Here is a 23,749-nt window from a genome sequence, read left to right on the forward strand (position 1 = left end):
CGCACGGGATTCAAGTAGATGGCGCCGGGTCGACAAGGCCTGCGCGCGACCATGCTCGAATGCGCTGATTCCGTGCACCGATGAACTCGATGGCCCTGTCGCGGTATGAGAGGTAGTCTTCGACGCTCTGCGGCAGTGGCGAAGCCTTGAAGTCATCGAACCTGGTGAACATCCTCACCTGCTGCTCCTCCGTGACGAGGTCCTGCAGCAGGAAGAACTCGGTGTAGCCGCGGAAGTTCTCGAATAGGGCGAAGAAGTCCGAATAGGCGTTCAACACTGTTGCCAGGGGGCTTGTTTCGCCCCGATAGTGCCGGCGGATGCATTCAAGGGTGTAGTCGAATCGGTCAGCGATCTGACTGGAGAACCCGCGCGCACCATTGATGGTCTGCACCCCGGGCCGTCGATCGCCAGGAAAAATCATCATCCCACCGATCGTGTGGTTCGCAAGCTGAAACTCATCGAGAACCGTCTCGGGGATGTCTGCGACGATCTTCGACATCTTCAGCCAGGTGCGCCAGGTCGGGACGACGGTGTCGCTGGCCAGAAAGAATTCACCGACATCGGACCGGTGATACAGGTAGCGGCGCCGACGCGACGTGTCGAGGGTGAATACCTTCCCGCTGGGCAGGGGCTTGCTCCACAGCAGTCGGTGATACTCGCGTAGCGTCGGGCTGGTGGTGTCCGGGTCGCCGGATCCTGCGTCCTGCCGCACGTCGAAGCTGGTGTCGATGACCGTCACGACCTGAATCATGGCGCAATATGCCCACGTGGACACACCTCGTCTGTAGGGTTCGTGCCGGGATGACTGTGATCACCAGGGTTTCGCCTTGGATGGCGTGTTTCGACACGAGTGGCCGCAGCCGGGCTTCGGGATGGATACGCCGACCCTCAGATTGAGGAGCTGCCCGGGCGAACGGGCGCCCCTCTGCACGAGATGGAACCTTTCCCGAGAACGACCACGCCCTCCTCAGAGCCGTCCCGACGAGGCTCACCCGAACGACATCGTCGAACCGAGTTGCTCAACCGAGCGCGTACGTTCAGCGGTGGAGCCTCACGCATTTGGCGGTCTTACCATCTCGCTGTCACGTTGTTGAGAATTCGCCGCGCTGGCTCAGAATCTACAAACAGCTGTAGGTTCCCCCTCGAGGTGGCGGAGAACGCCGGAGATTTCACGGTACTTGGCAGTGGTTTCGGACTCGAGATTCCACGGGAAATGGCGGATTCCTACACAGGTGTAGGAATCCCTCGGAGATGTCCATTGAATGGCGGCAATCGAGGTCGTGCGCCCGCTCCATCAGGTTGCGCTAGTCAGCGTGACGGCGGGTGCGTCACGCTCGTCGTCGGTGGCTATGACTTGAGCAGTTCCAGGTAGCGGTCGGCGAACAGGTATGCATCGCCGGGCCAGCGAGCGGAAAGGTAATTGCCGTCAATGACGGTGAAGGCGTGGCTGTGATCGGTGGCGGTTCCCCGGCGGGCGAACTCGCGCGGGCCTCGGTGGAATTGCGCTCGTGGGTCGATCAGCGCTGCGCGGACCTCGTCTTCTACATAGGCCGGGTAGGTGCGGTAGTAGCGGCCGAGCCGCCACGCGGTGACGAAATACCCACCACGTTCCATGTATTTGGGCAAGCAAGTGGTGTTGCGGTCTGCTATCACGCTGGCGTTGGTGTCCGGGTCGTGGGTTCGGGCAAGGACGAGCACCCCATGGCAGATAGCGCCGACTAGTCGGTCCAGACTCCAAAACCGCGCGACTTGCCGTTGCAAGGATGCCGAGCCCAGGTACTGCCGCATGCCCGGCGCGTGGCCACCTGGAAGGATCAATCCGTCGAACTCCGTCACATCCACCTGTGACCAGGACTGCGTGGCGTGGAATTCGGGGGAGTCGGCCAGTTCCTGATAGAACTTTTTCGGTTCGGGTTCAGCGCCGAGCTGTCCGAACAGCACCCCGCTGAGCAGGCGCGGGTCAGCGTGTGGCACTACGCCCGCGTGCTCGGTGGCGAACACGACCTGATGCCCGGCGTCGGTGATCAGGCGCCACGGTACGGCGACTTCGGTGACGTCAAAATCGTTGTCAGGCAATGGCATCAGCACTCTCATGGAAGCCTCCGTGGCAGTAATGGCTGTGGCTGGTTGGGGTTGTCCGGTTTGAAGCTCACGGCTCGTCGACGGGGACGTTGCGGGTCAGGAAGTCGAGTTGGTCGGCGATAACGCGCTCGAACGGTTCCCCAACGTAGATATCGAAATGGCCCTCGGGGTAGAGCTTGATCTCGCCCGCCGGGGCGGTGCCCGCATATTTGAGAGTGGGGCCGGCCGGCGCAACCGAGTCGGTCTCGCAGACCGCGAACAGGATCGGCGCGGTGATCTCGGCCGCGCGGCGGCCCGGGAAGTCGCGCACCAGGTGCAGCGAGATCCGGGCGGCCGCCCTGTTGTCGAAGCCACCGGCACCGTCAGCGGGTACCTGATTCAGGAAGCCGGCCTCGGCGTCCGGGGCGGTCATCAGCGCGACCGTGCCGGGAGCACCGGCGGTGGGAACCAGCAGCGGCGCAGCGCCCACGGCCCCGCGGATCTGGTCGATGATGGCCAGCACCATCAGCCGGGTCGAGGTCCAGGCCGGGATCGCCAGGCCAGAAGCCAGACCACTGGTGAACGGGCACTGAGCGATCACGGCGCTGACGTGGCCGTCGTCGGCGGCGGTGGCGATCGCGTGCCCGCCTCCAAATGATGTGCCCCACACGATGATGCGGTTGCCATCGACGGACGTCAGCGTGCGGGCGTAGGCCAGTGCGGCGGAAAAAATCTTGGCGTTGTTTGGTGATGTCGATCAATTGGCGGGGCTGGCCCTCGCTGTCACCGAAGTGGCGGTAGTCGAACACCACGCAGGCATATCCGGCGGCGGCGAACCGTTCGGCGTACGCATCCAAGCGCATGGTGCGCACACTGCCCAGCCCGTGACCCATCACGATCACCGGTGCGGGCGCAGAGGACTCGGGGAGATACAGCCACCCTGTGCAGAGTTCGCCATGGGAGGGGAACTGGATCGTGGTGCGTGCGACCATGCCGGACTCTTCCAAAAATTGATCTATATCCATTGTTGGGTATGACTCTAATATTAGAGTCAGATATAATCAAGGCATGAGCGTGCAGACAGAGTCGCAGGCCACCGGACGATCCACACGAACACAGCGCCGCGTCAGCCAGATGCGCGCCCGCTTGGTCGAGGTAGCAGAAACCCTGCTGCTCGAAGGCGGAGTCCAGTCCGTGACTGCGGAAGCGGTCGCCCAGCGAGCCGACGTATCGCTACAAACGGTCTACAACCGGATCGGTGGGCAGCAGGCGCTGCTGCTGGCGGTGGCCGAGCGAGCCCTTGAACAGACCCGTGAATTCATGCAGACCGCGTACGACGACAACGGGACAGTAGTCGAGCGGCTACTCCGAGTCGGTGAGACCTACATCCGCCTAGCATTCGACCGACCGCAAGCATTCAAGGTTTTCGTCAATCCGCCCGAGGACCCTGAAGCCATCGAGAAGATTGCGACCCTCGCCACGGAAGAGCATCGGCGCTTGACCGAGCTGCTCCGCGAAGGTATTGACACGGGCGAGTTCAACACCGGTCTGCACCCCGAATCCGCGGCGACCGCCCTCTGGGGAATGCTGAACGGGATGTTGTCGGTCGCACTGCGTACCGATGCCATGCGCCCGGACACGGTCAGCCCAGAATCGCTGGTCGCGGCCGCGACCACCATCATCGAGTGCGGCGTCCTGACACACTCGACTCACAACAGCTAGGAGATCCCGCCGTCCGCGCCGTTGAGCGCAACGGATAGAAGCGGATCCTGCGCCTACCCAAATGGTGACAATGTCAGCACCTGTAGCTCCATCAGCCACGATCTCCACGAAGTGACGACACCCGGTAGAGGCGCCCTAACCCCTCGCCCGCCACCGGTCTACTTTTCAGAACCGCAAAGTAGACGAAAGGCATCGTGTTCTCCGCAAGATCCCGCGATTCCGACATCTGCGCCCGGGCAGGGCTCCGAGAACCTCCTACCCTCCGCCTTGGTCCAGAGAGATGTCCAAATGGACACCGTCTGGTCACTTCAGCCGCGAAATGGACGCCTTACAAGAATCCCTACAATTCCACGCTAAATGTCTCCCAGCGACATTTCGATGACAACTAGATTGGAAAATGACAAGTTGTCCTGGAACCTACAACCGGCCCCTACACCGCCGCCATGTCCGCGAACCGCGAAAAGTGCCCCTGGAACGCGACCGTCACCGTCCGCGTGGGCCCGTTCCTGTGCTTCGCCACGATGAGGTCGGCCTCGCCGGCTCGGGGGTTGTCCTTCTCGTAGGCGCTCTCGCGGTGCAGCAGAATCACCACGTCGGCATCCTGCTCGATCGAGCCCGATTCACGCAGGTCCGAAAGGGCCGGCAGCTTGTCGGATCGCTGCTCAGGACCACGGTTGAGCTGGGACAGCGCCACGACCGGCACCTGCAGCTCCTTCGCGAGCAGTTTGAGGGCACGAGAGAACTCGCTCACCTCTTGCTGACGGCTCTCGACGCGCTTGCCGCTCGTCATCAGCTGCAGGTAGTCGATGACGACCATCTTCAGGCCCACGCGCTGCTTGAGCCGGCGGCACTTCGCGCGAATCTCGACCAGCGTCATGTTCGGGCTGTCGTCGATGTACAGGGGTGCGTCATTGATGCGTCCACGCGTCGACGCGATCGTCGTCCAGTCGCGCTGGTCGACCGTGCCCTTGCGCATGTTCTGCAGGGGAACGGACGCCTCGGCCGACAACAGACGCATCGCGATCTCGCTGCGCCCCATCTCGAGTGAGAAGAAGATGGTCGGCATGTCGTTCTTGATCGCTGCGGCCCTGGCGAAGTCGAGCGCGAGGGTCGACTTGCCGAGGGCGGGACGCGCGGCCACGATGACCATCTGTCCCGGGTGCAGACCGTTGGTCAGCTCGTCCAGGTCGGCGAACCCGGTGGGAACGCCGGTCATGCTGCCGTCTTTGTGCTTCGCCGCTTCGATCTCGTCGATGGCTGCGGTGACGGCGTCCGTCAGCGGGATGTAGTCCTCGGCCTCTTGCGTGCCGGTGACGGAGTAGATCTCGGCCTGGGCCTCGTTGACCAGGTCGAGCACCTCGCCCTCGCCGTTGTAGCCCATCTGAGTGATGCGCGTGCCTGCCTCGACCAGGCGACGCAGCAGCGCGCGCTCGGCGACGATCTCGCCGTAGTATCCGGCGTTCGCCGCGGTCGGCACGAGGCTGGTCAGGGTGTGGAGATACTCGGGGCCGCCCGCGCGGCTGAGCTCTCCGGTCTTGGTCAGCTCGTCGGTGACGGCGATCACGTCGGTCGGCTCACCGCGCGAGTACAGCGAGAGGATCGCCTCGAAGATCACCTCGTGCTTCGGTATGTAGAAGTCGCCACCGCGCACGGTCTCGACGACGTCGGCGACAGCATCCTTGCTCAGCAGCATGCCGCCGAGGGCGCTCTGCTCGGCCAACAGGTCATGCGGAGGAGTGCGCTCCGTCGATCGGCGTTCGGGTTCGGGCCCGCCATCGGCGAGACCGAGGTGTGCGATCGACACCCAGTCCTCCTGTCATCCCCCTGCCGGCATGAGCCGGTCGTGCGTTTTTCCGTGCTGCGGCACCGCCCCCACCGCGGCGCCTCCGGGATACCTCGCCCCGGCCCTTCTACGATGCCGCCACGGTCTCACGAACCCCCGACATCACACGCCGTTCGACGACGCGCAATCACCCTAGGGAGCCGCATTCCACACCACAACTCGGCCTGTGGATAACTGTGTGGAGAATCTGGGCGAAACGCCGAGGGCTGTGTGAAGAAGGTGTGAGCAGATCTGGGGATAACCAAGAAGTTCTCACCCGGAAAGTGCTTTTGACCAGCAAAATAGTTTTCCCGACCCTGTGTGTAAAAACTCCTCTTGCGCCTGTGGCATCGCACACAGTCGACACTCCCGAGGTGTGGACAAAGGTTGCTTTAATCAGCAGGCCGGTGTTAAGCGATTGCGCCCCGCGTCAAGGTTGCCGTGCGGTGTCCCGTGGGTGGCCGCTGGAGCACGCGGCTGGACGCCCGCGCTCGGCTCGTGAAGAGTAGAGGGATGCCTGTTCCCGCGCAGTATCGCCTCGTCACCGTGCCGGAGACCCGCGTCGCCGACGTGCTCCGCCTCGACCTGTGGGCCTTCGCCAGCGGCATCCCGCTCGAGACCCAGCTCGAGCTTCCGCTCGGTCTGCCGTGGGAGCGTTCCTACGGCGTCGAGCGTGACGTCGAGGAGCCGGGGGAGCTGGCCGGATTCCACGCCGCCTACCCGCTGCGTGCCTACCCCGTGCCCGGCGCCGAGGTGCCGTGCGGCTGGCTCACCTGGGTGGGGGTGCACCCCGGGCACCGGCGTCGGGGCATCCTGCGCGCCATGATCGAGCACCACTTCGCCGACCTCGCCGCTCACGGCGAGGCGATCTCCGGACTCATGGCCGCCGAGACCGCCATCTACGGCCGCTTCGGCTACGGCATGGCGGCGCCTCAGCTGAGTCTGAGCATCCCGCGCGGCGCCGCGCTCCGGCCCGTGGCAGGGTCCGCCGACCTCGAGGTGACGGTGGAGGAGTGGGATGCCGCGGCGCACGGCGACCTGTGCGCGGGCATCCACAGCGGCTACGCGCGCGTGCCCGATGGCCTCGGCCGTCCCGGCTGGGCGACCCGGGAGACCCCTGGGCTGCGGGGCTGGTGGGACGCCGACCCGAAAGACCTCCGCGCGGGCAAGGAGAACAGGCGCGTCGTGATCGTGCGCGACGCCGCGGGCACCCCGTTGGCGTACGCCACGTTCCGTCGCGAGCTCAAGTGGACGCGCGGCGGCTCCGACGGCACCGTCTCGGTGCGCGAGGCCGTCGCCCTGACGCCGGCAGCGGCCCATCGCCTCTGGTCGGTGCTGCTCGACCTCGACCTGACGTCGACGGTGCGGGTGGAGACTCTGCCGGTCGACGATCCGATCGTCACCCTCCTCGCCGATCTGCGCGGCGCCCAGCCCGACTATCAGGACAACACCTGGCTCCGCATCGTCGACCTTCCCGCTGCGCTCGCACAGCGCCGCTATGCCACCGACGTCGACGTGGTGCTCGAGGTGACGGATGCCATCATCCCGTCCAACGCCGCGACCTGGCGGGTGCGCGCCGCGGCCTGGGACCACGCCGTCGTGGAACGCACGGATGCCGCGCCCGACCTCGCGCTCGACATCCGCGAGCTCTCCACCGCACACCTCGGCTCGATCTCACTCGCTTCGCTCGCGCAGGCGGGACTCGTCGAGGTGCGCACGCCGGGCATCCTGCCGACGGCCTCCGCCGCCTGGAGGTGGCCGATCGCCGCCGGCGCGAACTGGATCTTCTGAGCCCCCTCCCGGCCGCGGCGCACCACGCCCCGAACCAGTCGCCGTTCCGGACGTGTGCGTCCGGTGGGGCGACGCACACGTCCGGAACGGGCACTACTTGGAGCGCGGGCGCCGCGCACGACACGCACGACGAACGAAACGGGCCGCACCCCAAGGGGATGCGGCCCGTTGTCGTATGGTGCAGCGACTACTTCGCGGCGACCACCTGAAGGGTGATCGTGGCGTTGATGTCGTCGCGCAGCTTGATGGTCGCCTCGTGCGTGCCAACCGACTTGATCGGCGAAGCGATCTCGATCTTGCGCTTGTCGACGGCGCCGATGCCCGCGGCCTCGACCGCTGCGGCGATGTCGGCCGTCTTGACCGAACCGAACAGGCGGCCCTCTGCGCCGGCCTTGACGGCCAGCTTGACCTTGTTGGCCTCGAGCTTCAGCTTGAGGTCCTGCGCCTCTTCGATGGTGGCGTGCTCGCGCGCGGCACGAGCGGACTTGATCTGCTCGACCTGCTTCTCGCCTCCACGAGTCCACGCGATCGCGAAGCCCTGCGGAATGAGGTAGTTGCGGGCGTAGCCGTTCTTCACCTCGACGACGTCACCGGCCGAACCGAGGCCGGAGACCTCGTGAGTCAGAATGAGTTTCGACATGGGGTGACTCCTAACGGCCCGAGCCGGCGTACGGCAGCAGAGCCATCTCGCGGGCGTTCTTGACGGCCTTCGCGATGAGACGCTGCTCCTGCACGGAGACACCGGTGATGCGGCGGGCGCGGATCTTGCCGCGCTCGGAAACGAACTTGCGCAGGGTGGCGACATCCTTGTAGTCGATGACACCAACGTGAACGGTCTTCGCCGGAGCGGCGTTCTTCCCGTCCTTGCCCTTGCGGATCGGCTTGCGGCGGTCGCCGCTCGACTTTCCAGCCATGGTTTTTCCTTAGTGATGTTCGCCGGTTGAGAAGGGCCGCGGGCCCGTCTCGAAACCGACAGAGATTGTGTTTAGAACGGGGTCTCGTCGTTGTAGCTGCCCGGCGCGTTCCACACGTCGGCGCTGTTCGAGGAGGACCCGGTGGACGGTGCCCACTGGTCGTCGCTCGGCGCGCCGCCGACGCGGCCGCCTCCCGACGACTGAGCGCGCGTGACAGACGCGGTGGCGTAGCGCAGCGACGGCCCGATCTCATCGATCTCGAGCTCGATCGTGGTGCGCTTCTCGCCTTCCTTCGTCTCGTACGAGCGCTGCTTGAGCCGCCCTGAAGCGATGACCCTTGAGCCCTTGGTCAGTGATCCGGCCACGTGCTCGGCGAAATCGCGCCAAACGCTCGCACGCAGGAACAGAGCCTCGCCATCTTTCCACTCGTTGCTCGCACGGTCGAAGGTGCGAGGAGTGGATGCGATGGTGAAGTTGGCAACGGCCAGCCCGTTCTGCGTGTAGCGCAGCTCCGGGTCGGCGGTGAGGTTGCCCACCACGGTGATGATGGTCTCGCCTGCCATGGGACTAGGCGCTCGCCTTGTCGGCCTTGCGGGCCGCCTTCTCGTCCGCGCGCTTCGCAGCCGCGGCGACCTGGGCGATGGCTTCCTCGGCACGCAGCACCTTGGTGCGCATGACGGCCTCGGAAAGGTTCAGCTGGCGATCGAGCTCCTGCGTCGAAGCCGACTCCGCGGTGAAGTCGACGACGGCGTAGATGCCCTCGCTCTTCTTGTTGATCTCGTACGCCAGGCGGCGCTTGCCCCAGATGTCGACCTTGTCGATGGTTCCGCCGTCATTGCGAATGACGTTGAGGAACTTGTCAAGGCTGGGAGCAACGGTGCGCTCATCGATCTCCGGATCGAGGATGACCATCAACTCGTACTGATGCATGACTAACCCACCTCCTCTGGACTAGAACGGCTGCAGACTTTCTGCAGCAGGAGGGTTGTGCATCGTCGTCCGCCGCTCAGAAGCGGATGCCACGGCGAGCGGACAACCTGTAAATAGTACCGGACCCCGCTCGGATCAGCCAATTCGCTCCGCTGACGCCGAACTCGCTCACGGCACCACATCCGTAGGCTTGCCCCATGTCCCGCACCACTCTGAGCATCGCCGTCGTGGCGCTGCACACCTCGCCGTTCTCCGCCCCTGGCTCGGGCGATGTCGGCGGGATGAACGTGCTGGTGCGCGCGACGGCCGAGCGCATGGCATCCGAGGGGCACCACGTCGAGGTCATCACGCGCAGGTTCACGCCCGATCTGCCGGCCGTGAGCCGCCGACCCTCCGGCGTGGTGCTGCGACTCGTCGACGCCGGACCGGCGACCCTGCGGCCGAAGAGCGAGCAGGAGGCGTTCGTCGAGGCGTTCCGCACCGGGCTGGATGCCGTCGGCGACATCGACATCGTGCACTCGCACCACTGGCTGGCCGGCATGGCCGGCCTTCCGTTCGCCCGCGATCGTCACGTGTCTCACGTGCAGAGCTTCCACAGCATCGCCGCCCATCCCTCGACAGCACTGAGCGAGGGGGAGCGGCCGGAGTCGGCGGGAAGGCTGGCAGGCGAGGAATGGCTCGCGCAGACATCCGACGCGATCGTGGCCGTGAGCCACGCGGAGGAGCGCACCATCGTCGAGCGGCTGCACGCCGACCCCGCACGGGTGCACGTCGTGCTGCCTGGCGTGGACTCGACGCTCTTCCACCGTGCCGCGCGACGGCTCGAGCCTCGCCCCTACGTGGTCACCGCCGCCCGCATCGAGCCGTTGAAGGGGCTCGATCTGGCGATCCGCACGATCGCGGCCATGCCGGCCGCTGCGCGTCCCGACCTCGTGATCGCCGGCGGACCCACCGACGGATACGAGTCCCATGTCGACGAGCTGCATGCACTCGCCGCCGAGCTCGGCGTGACCGACAGGGTGCAGTTCGCCGGGCCGCTGTCGCGCGAGGATCTGGCGGCACTGTTCGCGCACGCCTCCGCGGCGCTCGTGCCGTCGCACTCCGAGACCTATGGCCTCGTCGCGCTGGAGGCGGAGGCGAGCGGCGTGCCCGTGCTCGCCGCAGCATCCGGTGGTCTGCGCGAAGCGGTGAGCGAACGTGCCGCCGCCTTGCTCACGACACGCGATCCGCAGGAGTGGGCCGACCGCCTCACGATGCTGCTCGGTGACGAGGCGCTCTGGGAGTCGCTCTCGACGGCAGGGGTGCGCTTCGCGCGTCAGCGCACCTGGGACCGCACGGCGCACGAGACCGTGCAGGTCTATCAGCGGCTCATCGCCTCGACGAACGAGCGCTGGCGGGACTGGGCGTGAACCCGTTCGCCGGCGCGCACACCGTGTTGTTCGTGCATGCGCACCCCGACGACGAGACGCTGTCATCCGGCGGCCTGATCCTCTGGCTGGTCGAGCGCGGAGTGCGCGTCCACCTCCTCACCGCGACGCGTGGAGAACGCGGCGAGGTGGTGCCGGCGCTGCGCGACCGGGCAGGCGGTGACAGGGCGGCGCTCACCGGCATCCGCATCGATGAGCTCGCCCGCGCGGCGCGGGCGCTCGGCATCACGGATGCCCGCTACCTCGGCGAACCGCCCGCGCGCGCCGAGGATCTGCCGCCGCGCCGCTACCTCGACTCCGGCATGCGCTGGATCACCCCCACCGTCGCCGGCCCCGTCGACGACGCCCCGGTGGATGCCCTCACCCGCGCACCAGAGGCTGAGGTGGCCGCCGACGTGCTCGCCTACGTGCAGCACGTCGCGCCCGACCTCGTGATCAGCTATGACGACCAGGGCGGCTACGGGCACCCCGACCACCGCTTCATCCGCGCCGCTGCTCTGGCCGCGAGCCGCACAGCAGGGGTGCCGTTCGTCGAGCTGGTGGAGCCCGACGCCGCCGGCGCGTTCGTCGTCGACTCGTCAGACCGACTCGGCGCCGTGAAGGATGCCCTCCGCGCGCACGCCACGCAGCTCACCGTCGACGGCGGTGACGTCGTGCACTCCGGCGGTCAGCGCGAGCCGATCCGCACCGCGGTCGGCGTGCGCCTCGTGCCGTGACACTCACCTCACACGCGTGCTGAAAATCGGAGTTCCGCGCGTTCAGCCGGCGTGTCGCCGCGCCTGACCGGCGTGTCCCGCACAACTCCGATTCTCGGCACGCCGAACGCAGCACGTAGCGCGCGACGTGTAACCGACAGTGCCGGTTACTGCCCGGCCCACCACGCGCGCAGTCGGTCCTCGACCTCGTCGGCGGCCAGCGGACCCTCGTCGAGCCGCAGGTCGAGCAGGAACTTCATCGCGCGGCCCACCTCGGGGCCGGGCCGCAGACCCAGGATGCGCATCACGGCCGTTCCGTCGAGGTCGGGCCGCACGGCATCCAGCTCCTCCTGCTCCTTGAGCTGCGCGATGCGCGCCTCGAGGTCGTCGTAGGCGAAGCCCAGCCGGTCGGCCTTGCGGCGGTTGCGGGTGGTCACATCGGCGCGAGTGAGTTCGTGCAGCCGTTCGAGCTGATCGCCGGCATCGCGCACATAGCGGCGCACGGCGGAGTCGGTCCACGCTCCGTCGGAGTAGCCGAAGAACCGCAGGTGCAGCTCGATGAGGCGGCTCACGGCATCCACCACGTCGCCGGAGAAGCGCAGAGCCTTCAGCCGCTTGCGCGCGAGCTTGGCGCCGACCACATCGTGGTGATGGAAGCTCACGACTCCGCCGGCCTCCAGGCGCCTGGTCGCCGGTTTGCCGATGTCGTGCAACAGGGCGGCGAGCCGCAGCACCACGTCGGGCGCCTCGCCCGGGTGCCGTTCCTGCTCGTATCCGATCGCCTGCTCCACGACGGTGAGCGTGTGCCGGTAGACGTCCTTGTGATGGTGGTGCTCGTCGATCTCGAGCCGCAGAGCGGGCAGCTCGGGCAGAAAGCGATCGGCCAGCCCGGTCTCCACCAGCAGCTCGAGTCCCGGAGCAGGATCGTCGCACGAGAGCAGCTTCACCAGCTCGTCGCGAATGCGCTCAGCACTCACGATCTCGATGCGATCCGCCATCTCCCGCATGGCGGCGACGGTGTCGTCGCTCACCGCGAACCCGAGCTGGGAGGCGAAGCGCGCGGCGCGAAGCATGCGCAACGGGTCATCTCCGAACGACACCTCGGGGGAGATCGGGGTGCGCAGCACCCGTGCGAGCAGGTCGTCGACGCCCTTCGCCGGGTCGACGAGCACGATCTGCGGAACCCGTAGTGCGAGCGCGTTCACCGTGAAGTCACGGCGAATGAGGTCGCCCTCCAGAGTGTCCCCGAACTGCACTTCCGGCTTGCGAGTGGCGCCGTCGTAGCTGTCGGCGCGGTACGTGGTGATCTCGACGGTCTCGGCACCGAGTCGCGCACCGATGGTGCCGAACTGGCGGCCGATGTCCCACCAGGCGTCCGCCAGCGGCTTGACGATCTCGATCGTGCGATCCGGCAGGGCGTCGGTCGTGAAGTCGAGGTCGTGCACCTCGCGCCCCAGAAGGGCATCGCGAACGGGGCCGCCGACCAGTGCGAGCTCGTGGCCCGCATCGGCGAACGCCGCGGCGAGTCGCGAGACGACGGGGGACTCGGCCATGTCGCGCAGGCGCGCGAGAGACTCGGCGACGCTCTGCATAATGCGCACCAGTTTACCGATCGCCACGTCGATAACGGATGCGTGTGAGCCCTCAGCACGCACGCCCCGATCCAGGGATTCCACGACCTCGCTCCCCGTACAATTGCGGTCATGCTCCCCGTCGACCCCTGCGCTGCCGCATGCGGCTGAACCGCAGACTCCGGGGAATCGGCCGGGGCACGCTCGTCGCGGCGTGCGCCGCACTGCTGTTCGGCGCGCTCGTTCCGGCGCCGGCTCAGGCTGCCACGGCGCTCGACTCCGACGCGCAGACGCACACCGTGTCGCTCTACGCCAACAACGCGGGAGTCGAGTCGGCCGGCGCCTCCGTGACCGTCACGATCAGCATCACCAACTCCGCTCAGGCTTTCGTCGGCTCCGGCACGGCGACCGTCGCCATCACCGAGAGCCCGCTCGGCACCAGGGCGGCACTGGATGCCTGGGGCAAAGACGTCGACGACAAGCCGGCCACCCGGGTCATCGCCACCGCACCCACCCAGGGCGTCAACGCGGGGGCGACAGCCCGCGCCGCCACGGTCACCATCCCCGCGAAAACGGTGGGTCTGACCGGCGATACCGCCGTCTACGGTCTGAAGACGACGGTGACGGACGCGAACGGAACCGTCGGCGACGGTTACTCGACGCTCACCTACTCCGCATCCACGACGCAGAACCAGGTCGGCCTCGCCATCGCCATGCCGATCACGGTGCCTGCGACGGCGAGCGGGCTCATCGCCTCCGACGATCTCGCCACCTACACGGCCACCGACGGACTGCTGACCAGGCAGCTTCAGCTGGCCCAGGACCACCCTTCGATCGCCGTGGCGATCGACCCCATGATCATCGCGTCGATCCGCGTGCTGGGCACCTCGGCACCTGAGAGCGCCCGCGCATGGCTCGACGAGCTCGACCATCTCTCCAACGACTCGTTCCCGCTGCAGTACGGCGATGCGGATGCCTCGAGCCAGCTCCAGGCGGGCATCGAGACACTGCTGTCCCCGACGTCGTTCACGTACGCCCTCGATGCGAAGAACTTCCCCGCTCCGCTCCAGGTGGGGGAGACGCCTCAGCCGACGCCCACTCAGCCGTCCGACCCCTTCGCGACGCCGACGCCCACGCCGACGCAGCCGGCCACCAACGTGCCAACGACGGCGGAGCTGCTCTCCTGGCCGTACACGTTCCACGGCATCGCCTGGCCCGCCGACGACAGCCTGCGCGAGACCGACATCGAGGCGCTGGCACGCAACGGCTATCCGTCGACCATCGTCACCGGTTCCAACACCAATCAGGCCTCCCTGTCCGCGACGCCGAACGCGCCGATGTCGGTCAAGGGCGGCACGGCGCTCGTCACCGATCAGGGTGTCAGCACGGCGTTGCGCGCCGTGGTCTCGGCGGTCGGAACCGACGAGGAGGGCGCGGCCCTGGCATCCGCCTCGGCCCAGCTCGCGGAGATCAGCACCCAGTCGAACGGGCAGACCATCGTGCTCGCCGGTCTCGATCGTGATTGGCCCACGAACTCCAACACGGCCAGCCGCGGCCTGGGCTCGGTGCTCGACCTGCCGTGGGTGACGGCATCCTCGCTGCGCGGCGCGCTCACCGCCCCGATCACGTCGGGCCTCAAGCTCACCGACAAGGCCCAGGATGCTTCGCGCACCGCCGCGGTGCAGCAGCTGATCGACGACGCCGACGGCCTCGACTCCTTCGCAACGGTGCTCGCGGATCCCACCGTGCTCACCGGCGACACCCGCAACCGTCTGATGTCGCTCCTCTCGGTGGGCTGGCGCGCGCCCGACAACGACTGGGCGACGGCGGTCTCCACCTTCACCACACAGTCCAAACGCACCATGAACTCCGTGCAGATCCTGCCGACGGGCAAGATCACCGTGGCCAGCACGCAGAGCCTCATCCCCGTCACGGTGAACAACAAGTACGACCTTCCGGTCAACGTCGTTCTGCGGGCGACCCCGTCGAACGGCCGGCTCGAGGTCGACTCCGACACCTCGAAGACCATCCCCGCAGGTGCCAGCGCCAAGGTGCTCGTTCCCGTCAAAGCCAAGCTCGGCAACGGCAGCGTGCATCTGGGCATGCAGCTGTACAGCCCCACCGGCGTGCCCATCGGGTCGGGCACGACCGCGGCCATCGACGTGCACGCCGATTGGGAGGGGCTCGGCGCGCTCATCCTCGGCATCGCGGTCGTGCTGTTCTTCGGCTTCGGTCTCACCAGGAGCATCGTGCGCCGCATCCGAGCAAGGGGACAGCGCGCTGCGGAGGCGGGCGGCGGCGATGCGCCCGACGCCGGTGACGACGGCGCGAGTGCGACCGAGGTCGACACAGACGCCGAATCCGGTCTCGACGACGCACCCCCAGTAGCATCGACACCCGATGACGACTCCGCAGCCCCAGCCGACACCTCCACCGATGCGTCACCGCGCGGCCCCGACGAGGATGCGCGTGGCTAGCGTGGGCCGCGCGAGCGCCATGCTCGCGTCGGGCACCATGGTGTCCCGTGTGCTCGGCTTCGTGCGCACGTGGGTGCTGCTGCAGGCGATCGGCGCGATCGCGGACGGCGCCAACGCCTATTCGACGGCCACCCAGGTGCCGAACAGTATCTACGCGATCATCGCGCAGGGCATCCTGAGCGCCATCCTGGTTCCGCAGATCGTGCGAGCGTCCGTGCACGCGGACGGCGGCAAGGCGTACATCAACAAGCTGGTGACGCTGGGCATCCTCATCTTCTTCGCCGTTGCCACGGTCGCCACGCTGCTCTCACCGTGGCTGGCCGTGTTGTTCGGTGCGCGCGGCGCATTCGCACAGCTGGTCACGGCGTTCGCGTACTGGTCGTTGCCGCAGATCTTCTTCCTGGGCCTCTACACACTGCTCGGCGAAGTGCTCAACGCGCGCAAGTCGTTCGGACCGTTCACGTGGGCCCCTGCGCTGAACAATGTGGTCAGCATCGTCATGCTGATCGTGTTCATCGTCGCCTTCGGCGGCGACCCCGGCAGTCACCGCCCGATCGATGCCTGGACGCCGGGCATGATCGCCGTGCTGGGCGGTGGGGCGACGCTGGGCATCGCGGTTCAGGCCCTGGTGTTGTTCTTCTTCTGGCGTCGCGTCGGTTTGACGTTCCGCTTCGACTTCCACTGGCGGGGCGTCGACCTCGGCTCGGCCGGTAAGGCCGCCGGATGGACATTCGCCATGCTCATCGGCACGCAGGTGGCCGGCCTCATCGAGACGAATGTGGCGAACACCGTCGCCACCCTCAACGTCGCATCCGTGACGGCCATGGCCACCGCATGGCTCATCTTCATGCTTCCGCATTCGATCGTGGCGGTCTCGATCGTCACCGCCTACTACACGCGCATGGCGGAGCACGCGCGAGCGGCAGACCACGCGTCCTTCCGTTCGGATTTCTCAACAGCTACCCGTACGATTTCGCTTCTGATCTGCTTTTTCTCTGTGGCGATCATCGTCGCCGCCTATCCCATCTCCGTGGTCTTCACGACCGCGTCGTACGTGCAGCTGGGCAACGTGCTGATCGGGTACGCCGTCGGACTGGTGCCGTTCTGCATCCTTTTCGTCATTCAACGCGCGTTCTACGCGCTCGGCGACACCCGCACGCCGTTCATGTTCACGCTCGTTCAGATCGCGATCGCGATCGCCGGCGTGCTCCTGTGCCTGCTGATCGTGCCCGAGTACCGGGCGATGGGCATCGCTCTCGTCGTTTCGGGCGCAGGGACCGTGCAGGCGGTGGTGGCCGCGTTCCTGCTGCGGCGCAAGCTTCGCCGACTGGATGGGCGCCGCATCCTGGGCGGCCTCTGGCGCTTCCTCGCCTCCGCGGTCGTCGCGGGCGGCGCCGGTCTGCTCGTCGTGTGGCTGCTCGGTGGCTATTCGGACGGGTTCGCGGTGCAGGGCAAGCTCACCGCCATCGTCTCCATCGCGGTGATCGGCGTAGTCATGCTCGCCGTGTATGCGGGGATGCTCCGGGTGCTGCGAACTCAAGAGTTCGGCGCAGCCTGGGCGATGGTGCAAGGCCGCATCCCTGGGCGTTCCGGCCGCTCTCGGGGTCCGGAATAGCATCCGCCTACACTGTGTTGCACACGACAGTGAGTGTGCCGGTTCGACGGCGCACGCTCACGAGGCGTCTTCCCAGTCGATCACGGCGAAAGATGCCTGAGACCAAGGAGAGCACGTGCGGCAGATCATCATCATCGGTTCCGGCCCCGCCGGTTACACGGCGGCCATCTATGCGGCGCGTGCGAACCTCGAACCGCTTCTGATCGCGAGCTCTGTCGAGGCCGGCGGTGAGTTGATGAACACCACAGAGGTGGAGAACTTCCCTGGCTTCCCCGACGGTGTCATGGGCCCCGACCTGATGGCCAAGCTGCAGGTTCAGGCCGAGAAGTTCGGCACCGAAGTGCTGTACGACGACGTCACCTCGCTCGACCTCACCGGCGAGATCAAGACCGTGCAGGTCGGCAGCGGCGAGACCTACGAGGCGAAGACGGTCATCTTCGCCACCGGATCCGCCTACCGCAAGCTCGGCCTTTCCGAGGAGGAGCATCTCTCGGGCCACGGTCTGTCGTGGTGCGCGACGTGCGACGGCTTCTTCTTCCGCGAGAAGACGATCGCGGTCGTCGGCGGCGGCGACTCGGCCGTCGAGGAGGCCACGTTCCTCACGCGCTTCGCCTCGAGGGTGTATCTCATCCACCGTCGCGACCAGCTGCGCGCATCCAAGATCATGCAGAACCGCGCGTTCGAGAACGACAAGATCGAGTTCGTCTGGAACAGCGAGGTCGTCGCCATCAACGGAGAGGATGCCGTCAGCGGCGTCACCCTGCGCGACACGGTCACCGGAGAGACCAGCGAACTCGCGCTCGACGGACTCTTCGTTGCCATCGGCAACGACCCGCGCACCCACCTGGTGCACGGTCAGCTCGACCTCACGTCAGAAGGCACCATCGCGGTCGAGGGACGCAGCTCGAAGACCAATCTCCCCGGCGTCTTCGCAGCGGGCGATGTGGTCGACCCCACCTACCGCCAGGCGGTGACCGCCGCCGCGAGCGGCACGGTGGCCGCGCTCGACGCCGAGCACTTCCTCGCCGCCCTCGAGCAGGCCGAACACGAGAGCCTCACGCTGGCCAACTGAAACGTGGGTCGCCGACGAGCGGCTCGAATTCTGATCCGACAAAAGGAGAACAATGTCCACCGCAAAGTCCGTCACCGACGCATCGTTCCAGCAGGACGTGCTCGACAGCGAGAAGACCGTGCTGGTCGACTTCTGGGCCGAGTGGTGCGGTCCGTGTCGCGCGGTCGCGCCCATCCTCGACCAGATCGCGGCCGAGCACGGCGACAAGCTCGAGATCGTCAAGCTCAACGTCGACGAGAACCCGCAGACCGCCTACAAGTACCAGATCACCTCGATCCCGGCACTGAAGGTCTACCAGGGCGGCGAGGTCGTCAAGACCGTCATCGGCGCCAAGCCGAAGCCCGCTCTCGAGGCTGACCTGGCCGCCTACATCTCGTAGAGGCGACCGAACCGAGGGCGGTGGATGCTCGCATTCACCGCCGACGTGACTGAGCCTATGAGCGGCGCGAGCCGCGATAGGCCGGTCAGCGGCATCACACGCCCGTCCGGCTCACGCCGGGCGGGCGTTTTGCTTCCCCGAGCATCGCCTCGCCGGACGAACCGAACCACACCGATCTCATCCACCATCAGAGTCACCGCAGACCCGACCCACGACGAAAAGCCACCCCGCACCCCCGCACCAGACCGCATCCCACACGAGCCGCCACGCGCGGCTCCGGCCCCGCCCAGCCTCCAGCGAATTCGCGGGCCGGTATCCCATAGCATGGAACCCACGCTCAGAACGGACACGACACGTGATTGACAACGGCAGCCTGCCCAGTGCGGGCAACAACCTCGACCCCTGGTACTCGGCATACGCGAAGCGCACGGCCGGCCTGGCCGCCAGTGAGGTCCGAGCTCTGTTCGCCGTCGCTTCCCGACCAGAGGTCGTGTCGCTCGCCGGCGGTATGCCGTACGTGTCCGCGCTCCCTGAAGATCTCGTCATCGGCGCTATGGACCGGGTGATGCACGAGCAGGGCCCCGTCGCGCTGCAATACGGCTCGGGACAAGGCGTTCCGCGGCTGCGGGAGCAGATCACCGAAGTGATGGCGCTCGAGGGCATCAGCGCCAGCGCCGACGACGTGATCGTGACGACCGGTTCGCAGCACGCCCTCGAGCTCTTCGCGAAGCTGTTCCTCGACCCGGGTGACCTGGTGCTCGCGGAGGGACCGAGTTATGTCACCGCGCTCGTGATCTTCAAGTCGTACCAGGCCGAGGTCGACCACGTTCCCATGGACGAGCACGGTCTCATCCCCGAGGCGCTCCGCGAGCACATCGCCAGCGCCCGCGCCGTGGGACGCCGCATCAAGTTCCTGTACACGATCCCCACCTTCCACAACCCGGCAGGGGTCACCCTGTCGTGGGAGCGTCGACTGGAGATCCTCGAGATCTGCCGGGAGAACGGCATCCTCGTGCTCGAGGACAACCCATACGGCCTGCTGTACTTCGATCGCAAGCCACCGGCGGCCATGCGCTCGATCGATGAAGAGGGCGTGGTCTACCTCGGCACCTTTTCCAAGACGCTCGCCCCCGGATTCCGCGTCGGCTGGGCGCTGGCCCCGCACGCCATCCGCGAGAAGCTGATCCTCGCCAACGAGGCGGCGGTGCTCAGCCCGAGCTCGTTCACGCAACTGGTCATCTCGCAGTACCTCAGCGAGGCGGACTGGCGGGGGCAGATCGACACGTTCCGCGGCGTCTATCGTGAGCGCAAAGAGGCGATGATCGACGCACTCGAGGAGCACCTCCCCGAGCTCAGCTGGACGAACCCGAACGGCGGGTTCTACGTGTGGCTCACGCTCCCGCAGAACCTCGACTCGAAGGCGATGCTTCCGCGCGCGGTCACCGAACTCGTCGCCTATACGCCGGGCACCGCGTTCTACGCCAACGGCGATGGAGCGCAGAACATCCGACTGTCGTTCTGCTATCCCACACCCGAGTCCATCCGGGTCGGCGTGCGCCGGCTCGCCACGGTGATCAACGGCGAGCTCGACCTGCTCGATACCTTCGCCGGTACAGGTGAGCTGCGCTCGATTCGACCGGATGCCGCGCGCACGGGCACCTCCACGTTCCCGCCGACGGACCTGCGCTGAGTTTCAACCGCATGCCCAACGCTTCTGATCCACAAGCCCTTTCCGGGAGAAGAGTCGCATGACCGACTTCGAACGACTGAACGTCCTCGTGCTTGCGGGCGGCATCTCGCATGAGCGCGACGTGTCCCTGCGCTCAGGGCGGCGCGTCGCGGACGGCCTCGCAGCGCACGGCCACAGGGTCACGGTCCGTGAACCGGATGCGACGCTGCTCACCGCCATCCGCGAGATCGACCCCGACGTGGTCTGGCCCGCGCTGCACGGAGCGAGCGGTGAGAACGGTGCGCTCCGCGCACTGCTCACCGCGGCGGGCGTGCCGTTCGTGGGTGCTGACGCCGAGTCCGCTCGGCTCGCGTGGCTCAAACCCGTGGCCAAGACCATCGTGAGTCGTGCCGGGGTCGACACCCCGGCATCCGTGACCCTGCCGACCGAGACATTTCGCGAGCTCGGCGCCGTCAGCGTTCTCGAGGCGCTGGGGGATGCCCTCACCGCTCCGCTGGTCGTGAAGCCTGCGGAGGGCGGATCGGCGCAGGGTGTCACCTACGTCGACGACATCGCGGATCTGCCGCGTGCCCTGGTGAACGCCTACACGTACACCGATGTCGCGCTCATCGAACGTCGCGTCACGGGCATCGAGGTCGCCGTCACCGTGCTCGACACCGGAGCCGGGCCGGTCGCTCTGCCCGCCGTCGAAATCGTTCCTCGCGACGGTGTCTACAGCTTCGAGGCGCGATACAACGCGGGGGAGACGAGCTTCTACACGCCGGCCCGGCTGACGGATGCCGTCACCGACCGCGTCGCGCAGGTCGCGATCGCCGCGCACGAGGCACTCGGGCTCCGCCACCTCTCGCGCGTCGACCTCATCGTCGATCCGAGCGGAACTCCGTGGTTCCTGGAAGCCAACGTTCTGCCCGGACTCACCGAGACATCCCTCGTTCCCATCGCCATCGAAGCGGCAGGCTTCGACCTTGGGGCGGTGTATGCCGGGCTTGCGGAACGTGCGATCCGGGACAAGCTCGACCTGGTCGACTGAGCCGGCCACCGTCGCCTGACTCCTTCGACAGGCTCGCATCCACCCCGACACGTTTCACGTGAAACATGCGGGATCGGAAGTTCGCCCGAACCTCGTTCCGCAGTGTCTCTGGGGAAGTCGCCCGCTCCAAGATCTCCCGCTGATTCGTTCGAGCTCGTTCTCACGTTCGTGCCCGTTCTCTTGACCCGCTCCCAGCGAAGAGTCCTCGTCTCGCCGTTGCCGATCGTGTTCATGATCTTTCCGTCCCCGCTGTTGACCGTTTCCAGCGGTCCACCGACACCGCTTCGAACTCGACATGTGGTCTCCCACCCACCGCCCCGCCAGGAACCCTGCGTCTTCGGCACCTGAGGCAATGAGGTCTACTGAGAACTGGCACCGATGACGTGAACCGACCGACGATGTTTCACGTGAAACATGTGCCCGGATCCGCATCACCGATGAGTCACCGCAGAACCGACCTCACCGGCACTGCCGCGTGCGTCGCACCGTCACGCCTGTGCGTCGTCTGCTCAGCGCGCGTTCACGGCGAATCCGATGTGGCCACTCGCCCTCTTGGGGCGATCGACGCGCGCAACGTTCCTTGCGCACGGTCTCGTGTCCTTCACGAGCACGAGCGAGCGATCTGCACGGAGCGGGGTCTTCACCGAATCGACGTCACGACGCCGTCGCACGCGATCGTCGCCGACAGCGGCCGTCGCGGCATCGTCTTACGCCCAGAGCCGCTCGCGACGCCACCCGGAAGACTCATGCGTGTAGCGCAGACGCAGATGATCACGACTCGGCATGCCCTGCCAGAATTCCACGCACGACGGTTCGATGTGCCACAGGGTCCAGGTGGGGGAGACCAGGTTCGGATCCGACGCGATGCGAGCACGCTGCGCCTCGATGAGCCGCTCGTGCGCGTCCGGATCCAACATCGGAGAACTCTGCAGCTCCGTGGCCGCAATGGCGCGCGCATCGGGATGGCGTGCGAGGAAGTCCGCCGCAGACTCGGCGGCGGTGCCGGCGTGAGCCACGCCTCGCACCCGCACGCCCCGCGCCAGGGCGCTCCAATAGAACGTCAACGCACATCTCGGATCGGCCACGAGCTGGCGGCCCTTCGCCGATTCGAGACCCGTCGCGATGTCGATCCGAAAGTCGTCCGTCACGTTCTTGATCACCAGCACCCGGGCATCCGGAGCGCCCGTCGCGTCGACTGTGCTGAGAGTTGCCGCGAGCGGTTCGCGGGCACCGTTGTCGACGGCGTTCACCAGCCACTCGACGAAGAGTTCTCGGGGCTCGTCCGGTGCGTCCGCCGGATCCCACCCCGGCGCGGTGCCCGTGACAGACGGCACGGCTCTGAGCAACTCACGAAGATCGGTCACCTCGCCATCCTGCCAGCATCGCCGCAGGGAATCGCACAGAAGACGGCGCGCAGACGGCGACCGGATCACTTCACCCTTCCGAGCCGCGAGCTCAGCGCATCAGTCCAGACCGCCGTCGCCAGTCATTCCCGCCGACGTCGGATCAGTGCCCGGTGCGACGCGATGCGCGAGGAGTCCGAAGCCGACCGGCGTGACTGCGCGCAGGCGATCCGGCCGCCGGTGATCACCCCGCGTAGGGCGCCTCGCCGAGCTCTTCGAGGATGCGGTTGAGGTCTTGAACGGAGGCGAACTCGATCGTCACCTGCCCTTTGCGCGCTCCCAGCGCGATCTTCACCCTCGTGTTGAGGCGATCGCCCAGCCGCTCTGCGAGTTCATCCAGGTGACCCTGTCGCTTGCCTGCTGCCGGCTTCGGCTTCACGGCTTTCGGCGTCGAGCTCACGAGGGCCTCCGCAGCACGCACCGACAGGTCCTCGTTGACGATCTTGTCCGCGATCTTCTGCATCGCTTCCGTGTCGCCGGCGGCGAGGATGGCGCGGGCATGGCCTGCGGTGAGAACTCCGGCCGCGACGCGCTGCTGAACAGGAGCAGGAAGCTTGAGCAACCGGATGGTGTTCGTGATCTGCGGTCGCGATCGTCCGATCTTCGTCGCCAGCTCATCCTGAGTGATGCCGAAGTCGGCGAGGAGTTGCTGGTAGGCGGATGCCTCTTCCAACGGATTCAGCTGCGCCCGGTGCAGGTTCTCGAGCAGGGCATCGCGAAGCATGTCCTCGTCGGCCGTATCGCGAACCACGGCGGGAATCGTCGCGAGTCCGACCGTCTTCGTCGCCCGGAGGCGACGTTCGCCCATGATCAGCTCGTATTTGCCAGGCAGCCCGGAGAGGGGGCGCACGACCACGGGCTGAAGAACACCGACCTCGCGGATGCTCGTGACCAGCTCGTCCATCGCCTCCTGGTCGAACTCGGTGCGCGGCTGCTGCGCATTCGGCACGATGTCATCGGGGGAGAGGCTCGCCAGTCTCGCCCCGGGCACCGCCAGCAAGTCAGAGGATGCCTGTGCCGACCGCGCGGCAGCGTCCCGATCGTCCTGGAAGAACACGTCGACGGGCCGCTGCCCGTCTGACTCGTTCGTCGGGATCAGGGCGCCGATTCCTCGGCCGAGTCCGGTGCGCTTGGCTGCCATGGTGCTGTG

At 66.8% G+C, this 23,749-nt stretch carries 21 protein-coding genes and 1 pseudogene; 10 read left to right on the forward strand and 12 right to left on the reverse strand.

The genetic code is table 11. From position 1 onward, the window contains the following. Window positions 1-10: 10 nt before the first annotated feature. The 4 genes and pseudogenes from FPZ11_RS12755 to FPZ11_RS20450 all read right to left on the reverse strand — a co-directional run. Window positions 11-739, reverse strand: a complete 729-nt coding sequence (locus FPZ11_RS12755; protein WP_246846250.1) for a DUF6994 family protein — start codon at window positions 737-739, stop codon at window positions 11-13. 608 nt (window positions 740-1,347) lie between these two features. Further along, window positions 1,348-2,094, reverse strand: a complete 747-nt coding sequence (locus FPZ11_RS12760) for a type 1 glutamine amidotransferase domain-containing protein (RefSeq protein WP_146321474.1) — start codon at window positions 2,092-2,094, stop codon at window positions 1,348-1,350. Window positions 2,095-2,149: 55 nt separating this feature from the next. Beyond that, entirely contained in the window at window positions 2,150-2,794 is a 645-nt protein-coding gene (locus tag FPZ11_RS19910; RefSeq protein ID WP_437438646.1) for an alpha/beta hydrolase, read from the reverse strand. Continuing rightward, window positions 2,769-3,086 (reverse strand): annotated as a pseudogene (locus FPZ11_RS20450) (alpha/beta hydrolase); the annotation flags it as partial. The gene FPZ11_RS19910 and the pseudogene FPZ11_RS20450, both read right to left, overlap by 26 nt. Before the next feature lie 43 nt (window positions 3,087-3,129). Here FPZ11_RS20450 and FPZ11_RS12770 point away from each other — a divergent pair. After that, entirely contained in the window at window positions 3,130-3,783 is a 654-nt protein-coding gene (locus FPZ11_RS12770) for a TetR/AcrR family transcriptional regulator (protein WP_210415872.1), read from the forward strand. Window positions 3,784-4,213: 430 nt separating this feature from the next. Here the strand turns inward: FPZ11_RS12770 and dnaB are convergent, their stop codons facing one another. Continuing rightward, window positions 4,214-5,587 (reverse strand): replicative DNA helicase, encoded by a 1,374-nt coding sequence (dnaB, locus tag FPZ11_RS12775; protein ID WP_146321476.1) that lies wholly within the window; start codon window positions 5,585-5,587, stop codon window positions 4,214-4,216. Window positions 5,588-6,118: 531 nt separating this feature from the next. On the opposite strand from dnaB, the gene FPZ11_RS12780 reads away from it, so the two are divergent. Next, the gene (locus FPZ11_RS12780; RefSeq protein ID WP_146321478.1) at window positions 6,119-7,396 is read left to right on the forward strand and encodes a GNAT family N-acetyltransferase; all 1,278 of its coding nucleotides are present in this window, start codon (window positions 6,119-6,121) and stop codon (window positions 7,394-7,396) included. 187 nt (window positions 7,397-7,583) lie between these two features. Here FPZ11_RS12780 and rplI read toward each other — a convergent pair whose 3' ends face one another. The 4 genes from rplI to rpsF form a co-directional block, all read right to left on the reverse strand. Beyond that, entirely contained in the window at window positions 7,584-8,036 is a 453-nt protein-coding gene (gene rplI / locus FPZ11_RS12785) for a 50S ribosomal protein L9 (RefSeq protein WP_146321480.1), read from the reverse strand. Between the two features lie 10 nt (window positions 8,037-8,046). Next, window positions 8,047-8,310, reverse strand: coding sequence for a 30S ribosomal protein S18 (gene rpsR / locus FPZ11_RS12790; protein ID WP_022902101.1), 264 nt, complete (start codon window positions 8,308-8,310; stop codon window positions 8,047-8,049). Window positions 8,311-8,381: 71 nt separating this feature from the next. Continuing rightward, on the reverse strand, window positions 8,382-8,873 hold the full coding sequence (locus FPZ11_RS12795; protein ID WP_146321482.1) for a single-stranded DNA-binding protein: 492 nt from the start codon (window positions 8,871-8,873) through the stop codon (window positions 8,382-8,384). 4 nt (window positions 8,874-8,877) lie between these two features. Continuing rightward, window positions 8,878-9,240 (reverse strand): 30S ribosomal protein S6, encoded by a 363-nt coding sequence (rpsF, locus tag FPZ11_RS12800; protein WP_146321484.1) that lies wholly within the window; start codon window positions 9,238-9,240, stop codon window positions 8,878-8,880. 197 nt (window positions 9,241-9,437) lie between these two features. Here rpsF and FPZ11_RS12805 point away from each other — a divergent pair, with 197 nt between their 5' ends. Both FPZ11_RS12805 and FPZ11_RS12810 read left to right on the forward strand, forming a co-directional pair. After that, the gene (locus FPZ11_RS12805) at window positions 9,438-10,649 is read left to right on the forward strand and encodes a glycosyltransferase (RefSeq protein WP_146321486.1); all 1,212 of its coding nucleotides are present in this window, start codon (window positions 9,438-9,440) and stop codon (window positions 10,647-10,649) included. Further along, window positions 10,646-11,383 (forward strand): PIG-L family deacetylase, encoded by a 738-nt coding sequence (locus FPZ11_RS12810; protein WP_168203825.1) that lies wholly within the window; start codon window positions 10,646-10,648, stop codon window positions 11,381-11,383. The genes FPZ11_RS12805 and FPZ11_RS12810 overlap by 4 nt, the downstream gene beginning before the upstream one ends. A gap of 146 nt (window positions 11,384-11,529) precedes the next feature. Here FPZ11_RS12810 and FPZ11_RS12815 read toward each other — a convergent pair whose 3' ends face one another. Beyond that, entirely contained in the window at window positions 11,530-12,954 is a 1,425-nt protein-coding gene (locus FPZ11_RS12815) for a CCA tRNA nucleotidyltransferase (RefSeq protein WP_146322879.1), read from the reverse strand. A 140-nt stretch (window positions 12,955-13,094) separates the two neighbouring features. On the opposite strand from FPZ11_RS12815, the gene FPZ11_RS12820 reads away from it, so the two are divergent. The 6 genes from FPZ11_RS12820 (at window position 13,095) to FPZ11_RS12845 (ending at window position 21,196) form a co-directional block, all read left to right on the forward strand. Then, window positions 13,095-15,410: a DUF6049 family protein gene (locus FPZ11_RS12820; protein WP_146321490.1), complete on the forward strand. Its 2,316-nt coding sequence runs from the start codon at window positions 13,095-13,097 to the stop codon at window positions 15,408-15,410. Beyond that, window positions 15,397-17,025 (forward strand): murein biosynthesis integral membrane protein MurJ, encoded by a 1,629-nt coding sequence (gene murJ / locus FPZ11_RS12825; RefSeq protein ID WP_437438600.1) that lies wholly within the window; start codon window positions 15,397-15,399, stop codon window positions 17,023-17,025. Before FPZ11_RS12820 ends, murJ begins: the two co-directional genes overlap by 14 nt. A 115-nt stretch (window positions 17,026-17,140) precedes the next feature. Further along, window positions 17,141-18,097: a thioredoxin-disulfide reductase gene (gene trxB / locus FPZ11_RS12830; protein WP_146321494.1), complete on the forward strand. Its 957-nt coding sequence runs from the start codon at window positions 17,141-17,143 to the stop codon at window positions 18,095-18,097. Window positions 18,098-18,149: 52 nt separating this feature from the next. Further along, window positions 18,150-18,476 carry a thioredoxin gene (gene trxA / locus FPZ11_RS12835; protein ID WP_146321496.1) on the forward strand — a complete coding sequence of 109 codons (327 nt, stop codon included), beginning with the start codon at window positions 18,150-18,152 and terminating at the stop codon, window positions 18,474-18,476. Window positions 18,477-18,831: 355 nt separating this feature from the next. Further along, on the forward strand, window positions 18,832-20,166 hold the full coding sequence (locus FPZ11_RS12840; RefSeq protein ID WP_146321498.1) for an aminotransferase-like domain-containing protein: 1,335 nt from the start codon (window positions 18,832-18,834) through the stop codon (window positions 20,164-20,166). 58 nt (window positions 20,167-20,224) lie between these two features. Further along, window positions 20,225-21,196: a D-alanine--D-alanine ligase family protein gene (locus FPZ11_RS12845; protein ID WP_146321500.1), complete on the forward strand. Its 972-nt coding sequence runs from the start codon at window positions 20,225-20,227 to the stop codon at window positions 21,194-21,196. Between the two features lie 707 nt (window positions 21,197-21,903). Here the strand turns inward: FPZ11_RS12845 and FPZ11_RS12850 are convergent. Together FPZ11_RS12850 and FPZ11_RS12855 are read right to left on the reverse strand one after the other, a co-directional pair. Continuing rightward, window positions 21,904-22,560: a pyridoxine/pyridoxamine 5'-phosphate oxidase gene (locus FPZ11_RS12850; RefSeq protein WP_146321502.1), complete on the reverse strand. Its 657-nt coding sequence runs from the start codon at window positions 22,558-22,560 to the stop codon at window positions 21,904-21,906. 223 nt (window positions 22,561-22,783) lie between these two features. After that, complete coding sequence (locus FPZ11_RS12855; protein WP_146321504.1) at window positions 22,784-23,740, reverse strand: ParB/RepB/Spo0J family partition protein; 957 nt, start codon at window positions 23,738-23,740, stop codon at window positions 22,784-22,786. Window positions 23,741-23,749: the final 9 nt, after the last annotated feature.

This window comes from Humibacter ginsenosidimutans, assembly GCF_007859675.1.
In the GTDB taxonomy this organism is placed as follows: domain Bacteria; phylum Actinomycetota; class Actinomycetes; order Actinomycetales; family Microbacteriaceae; genus Humibacter; species Humibacter ginsenosidimutans.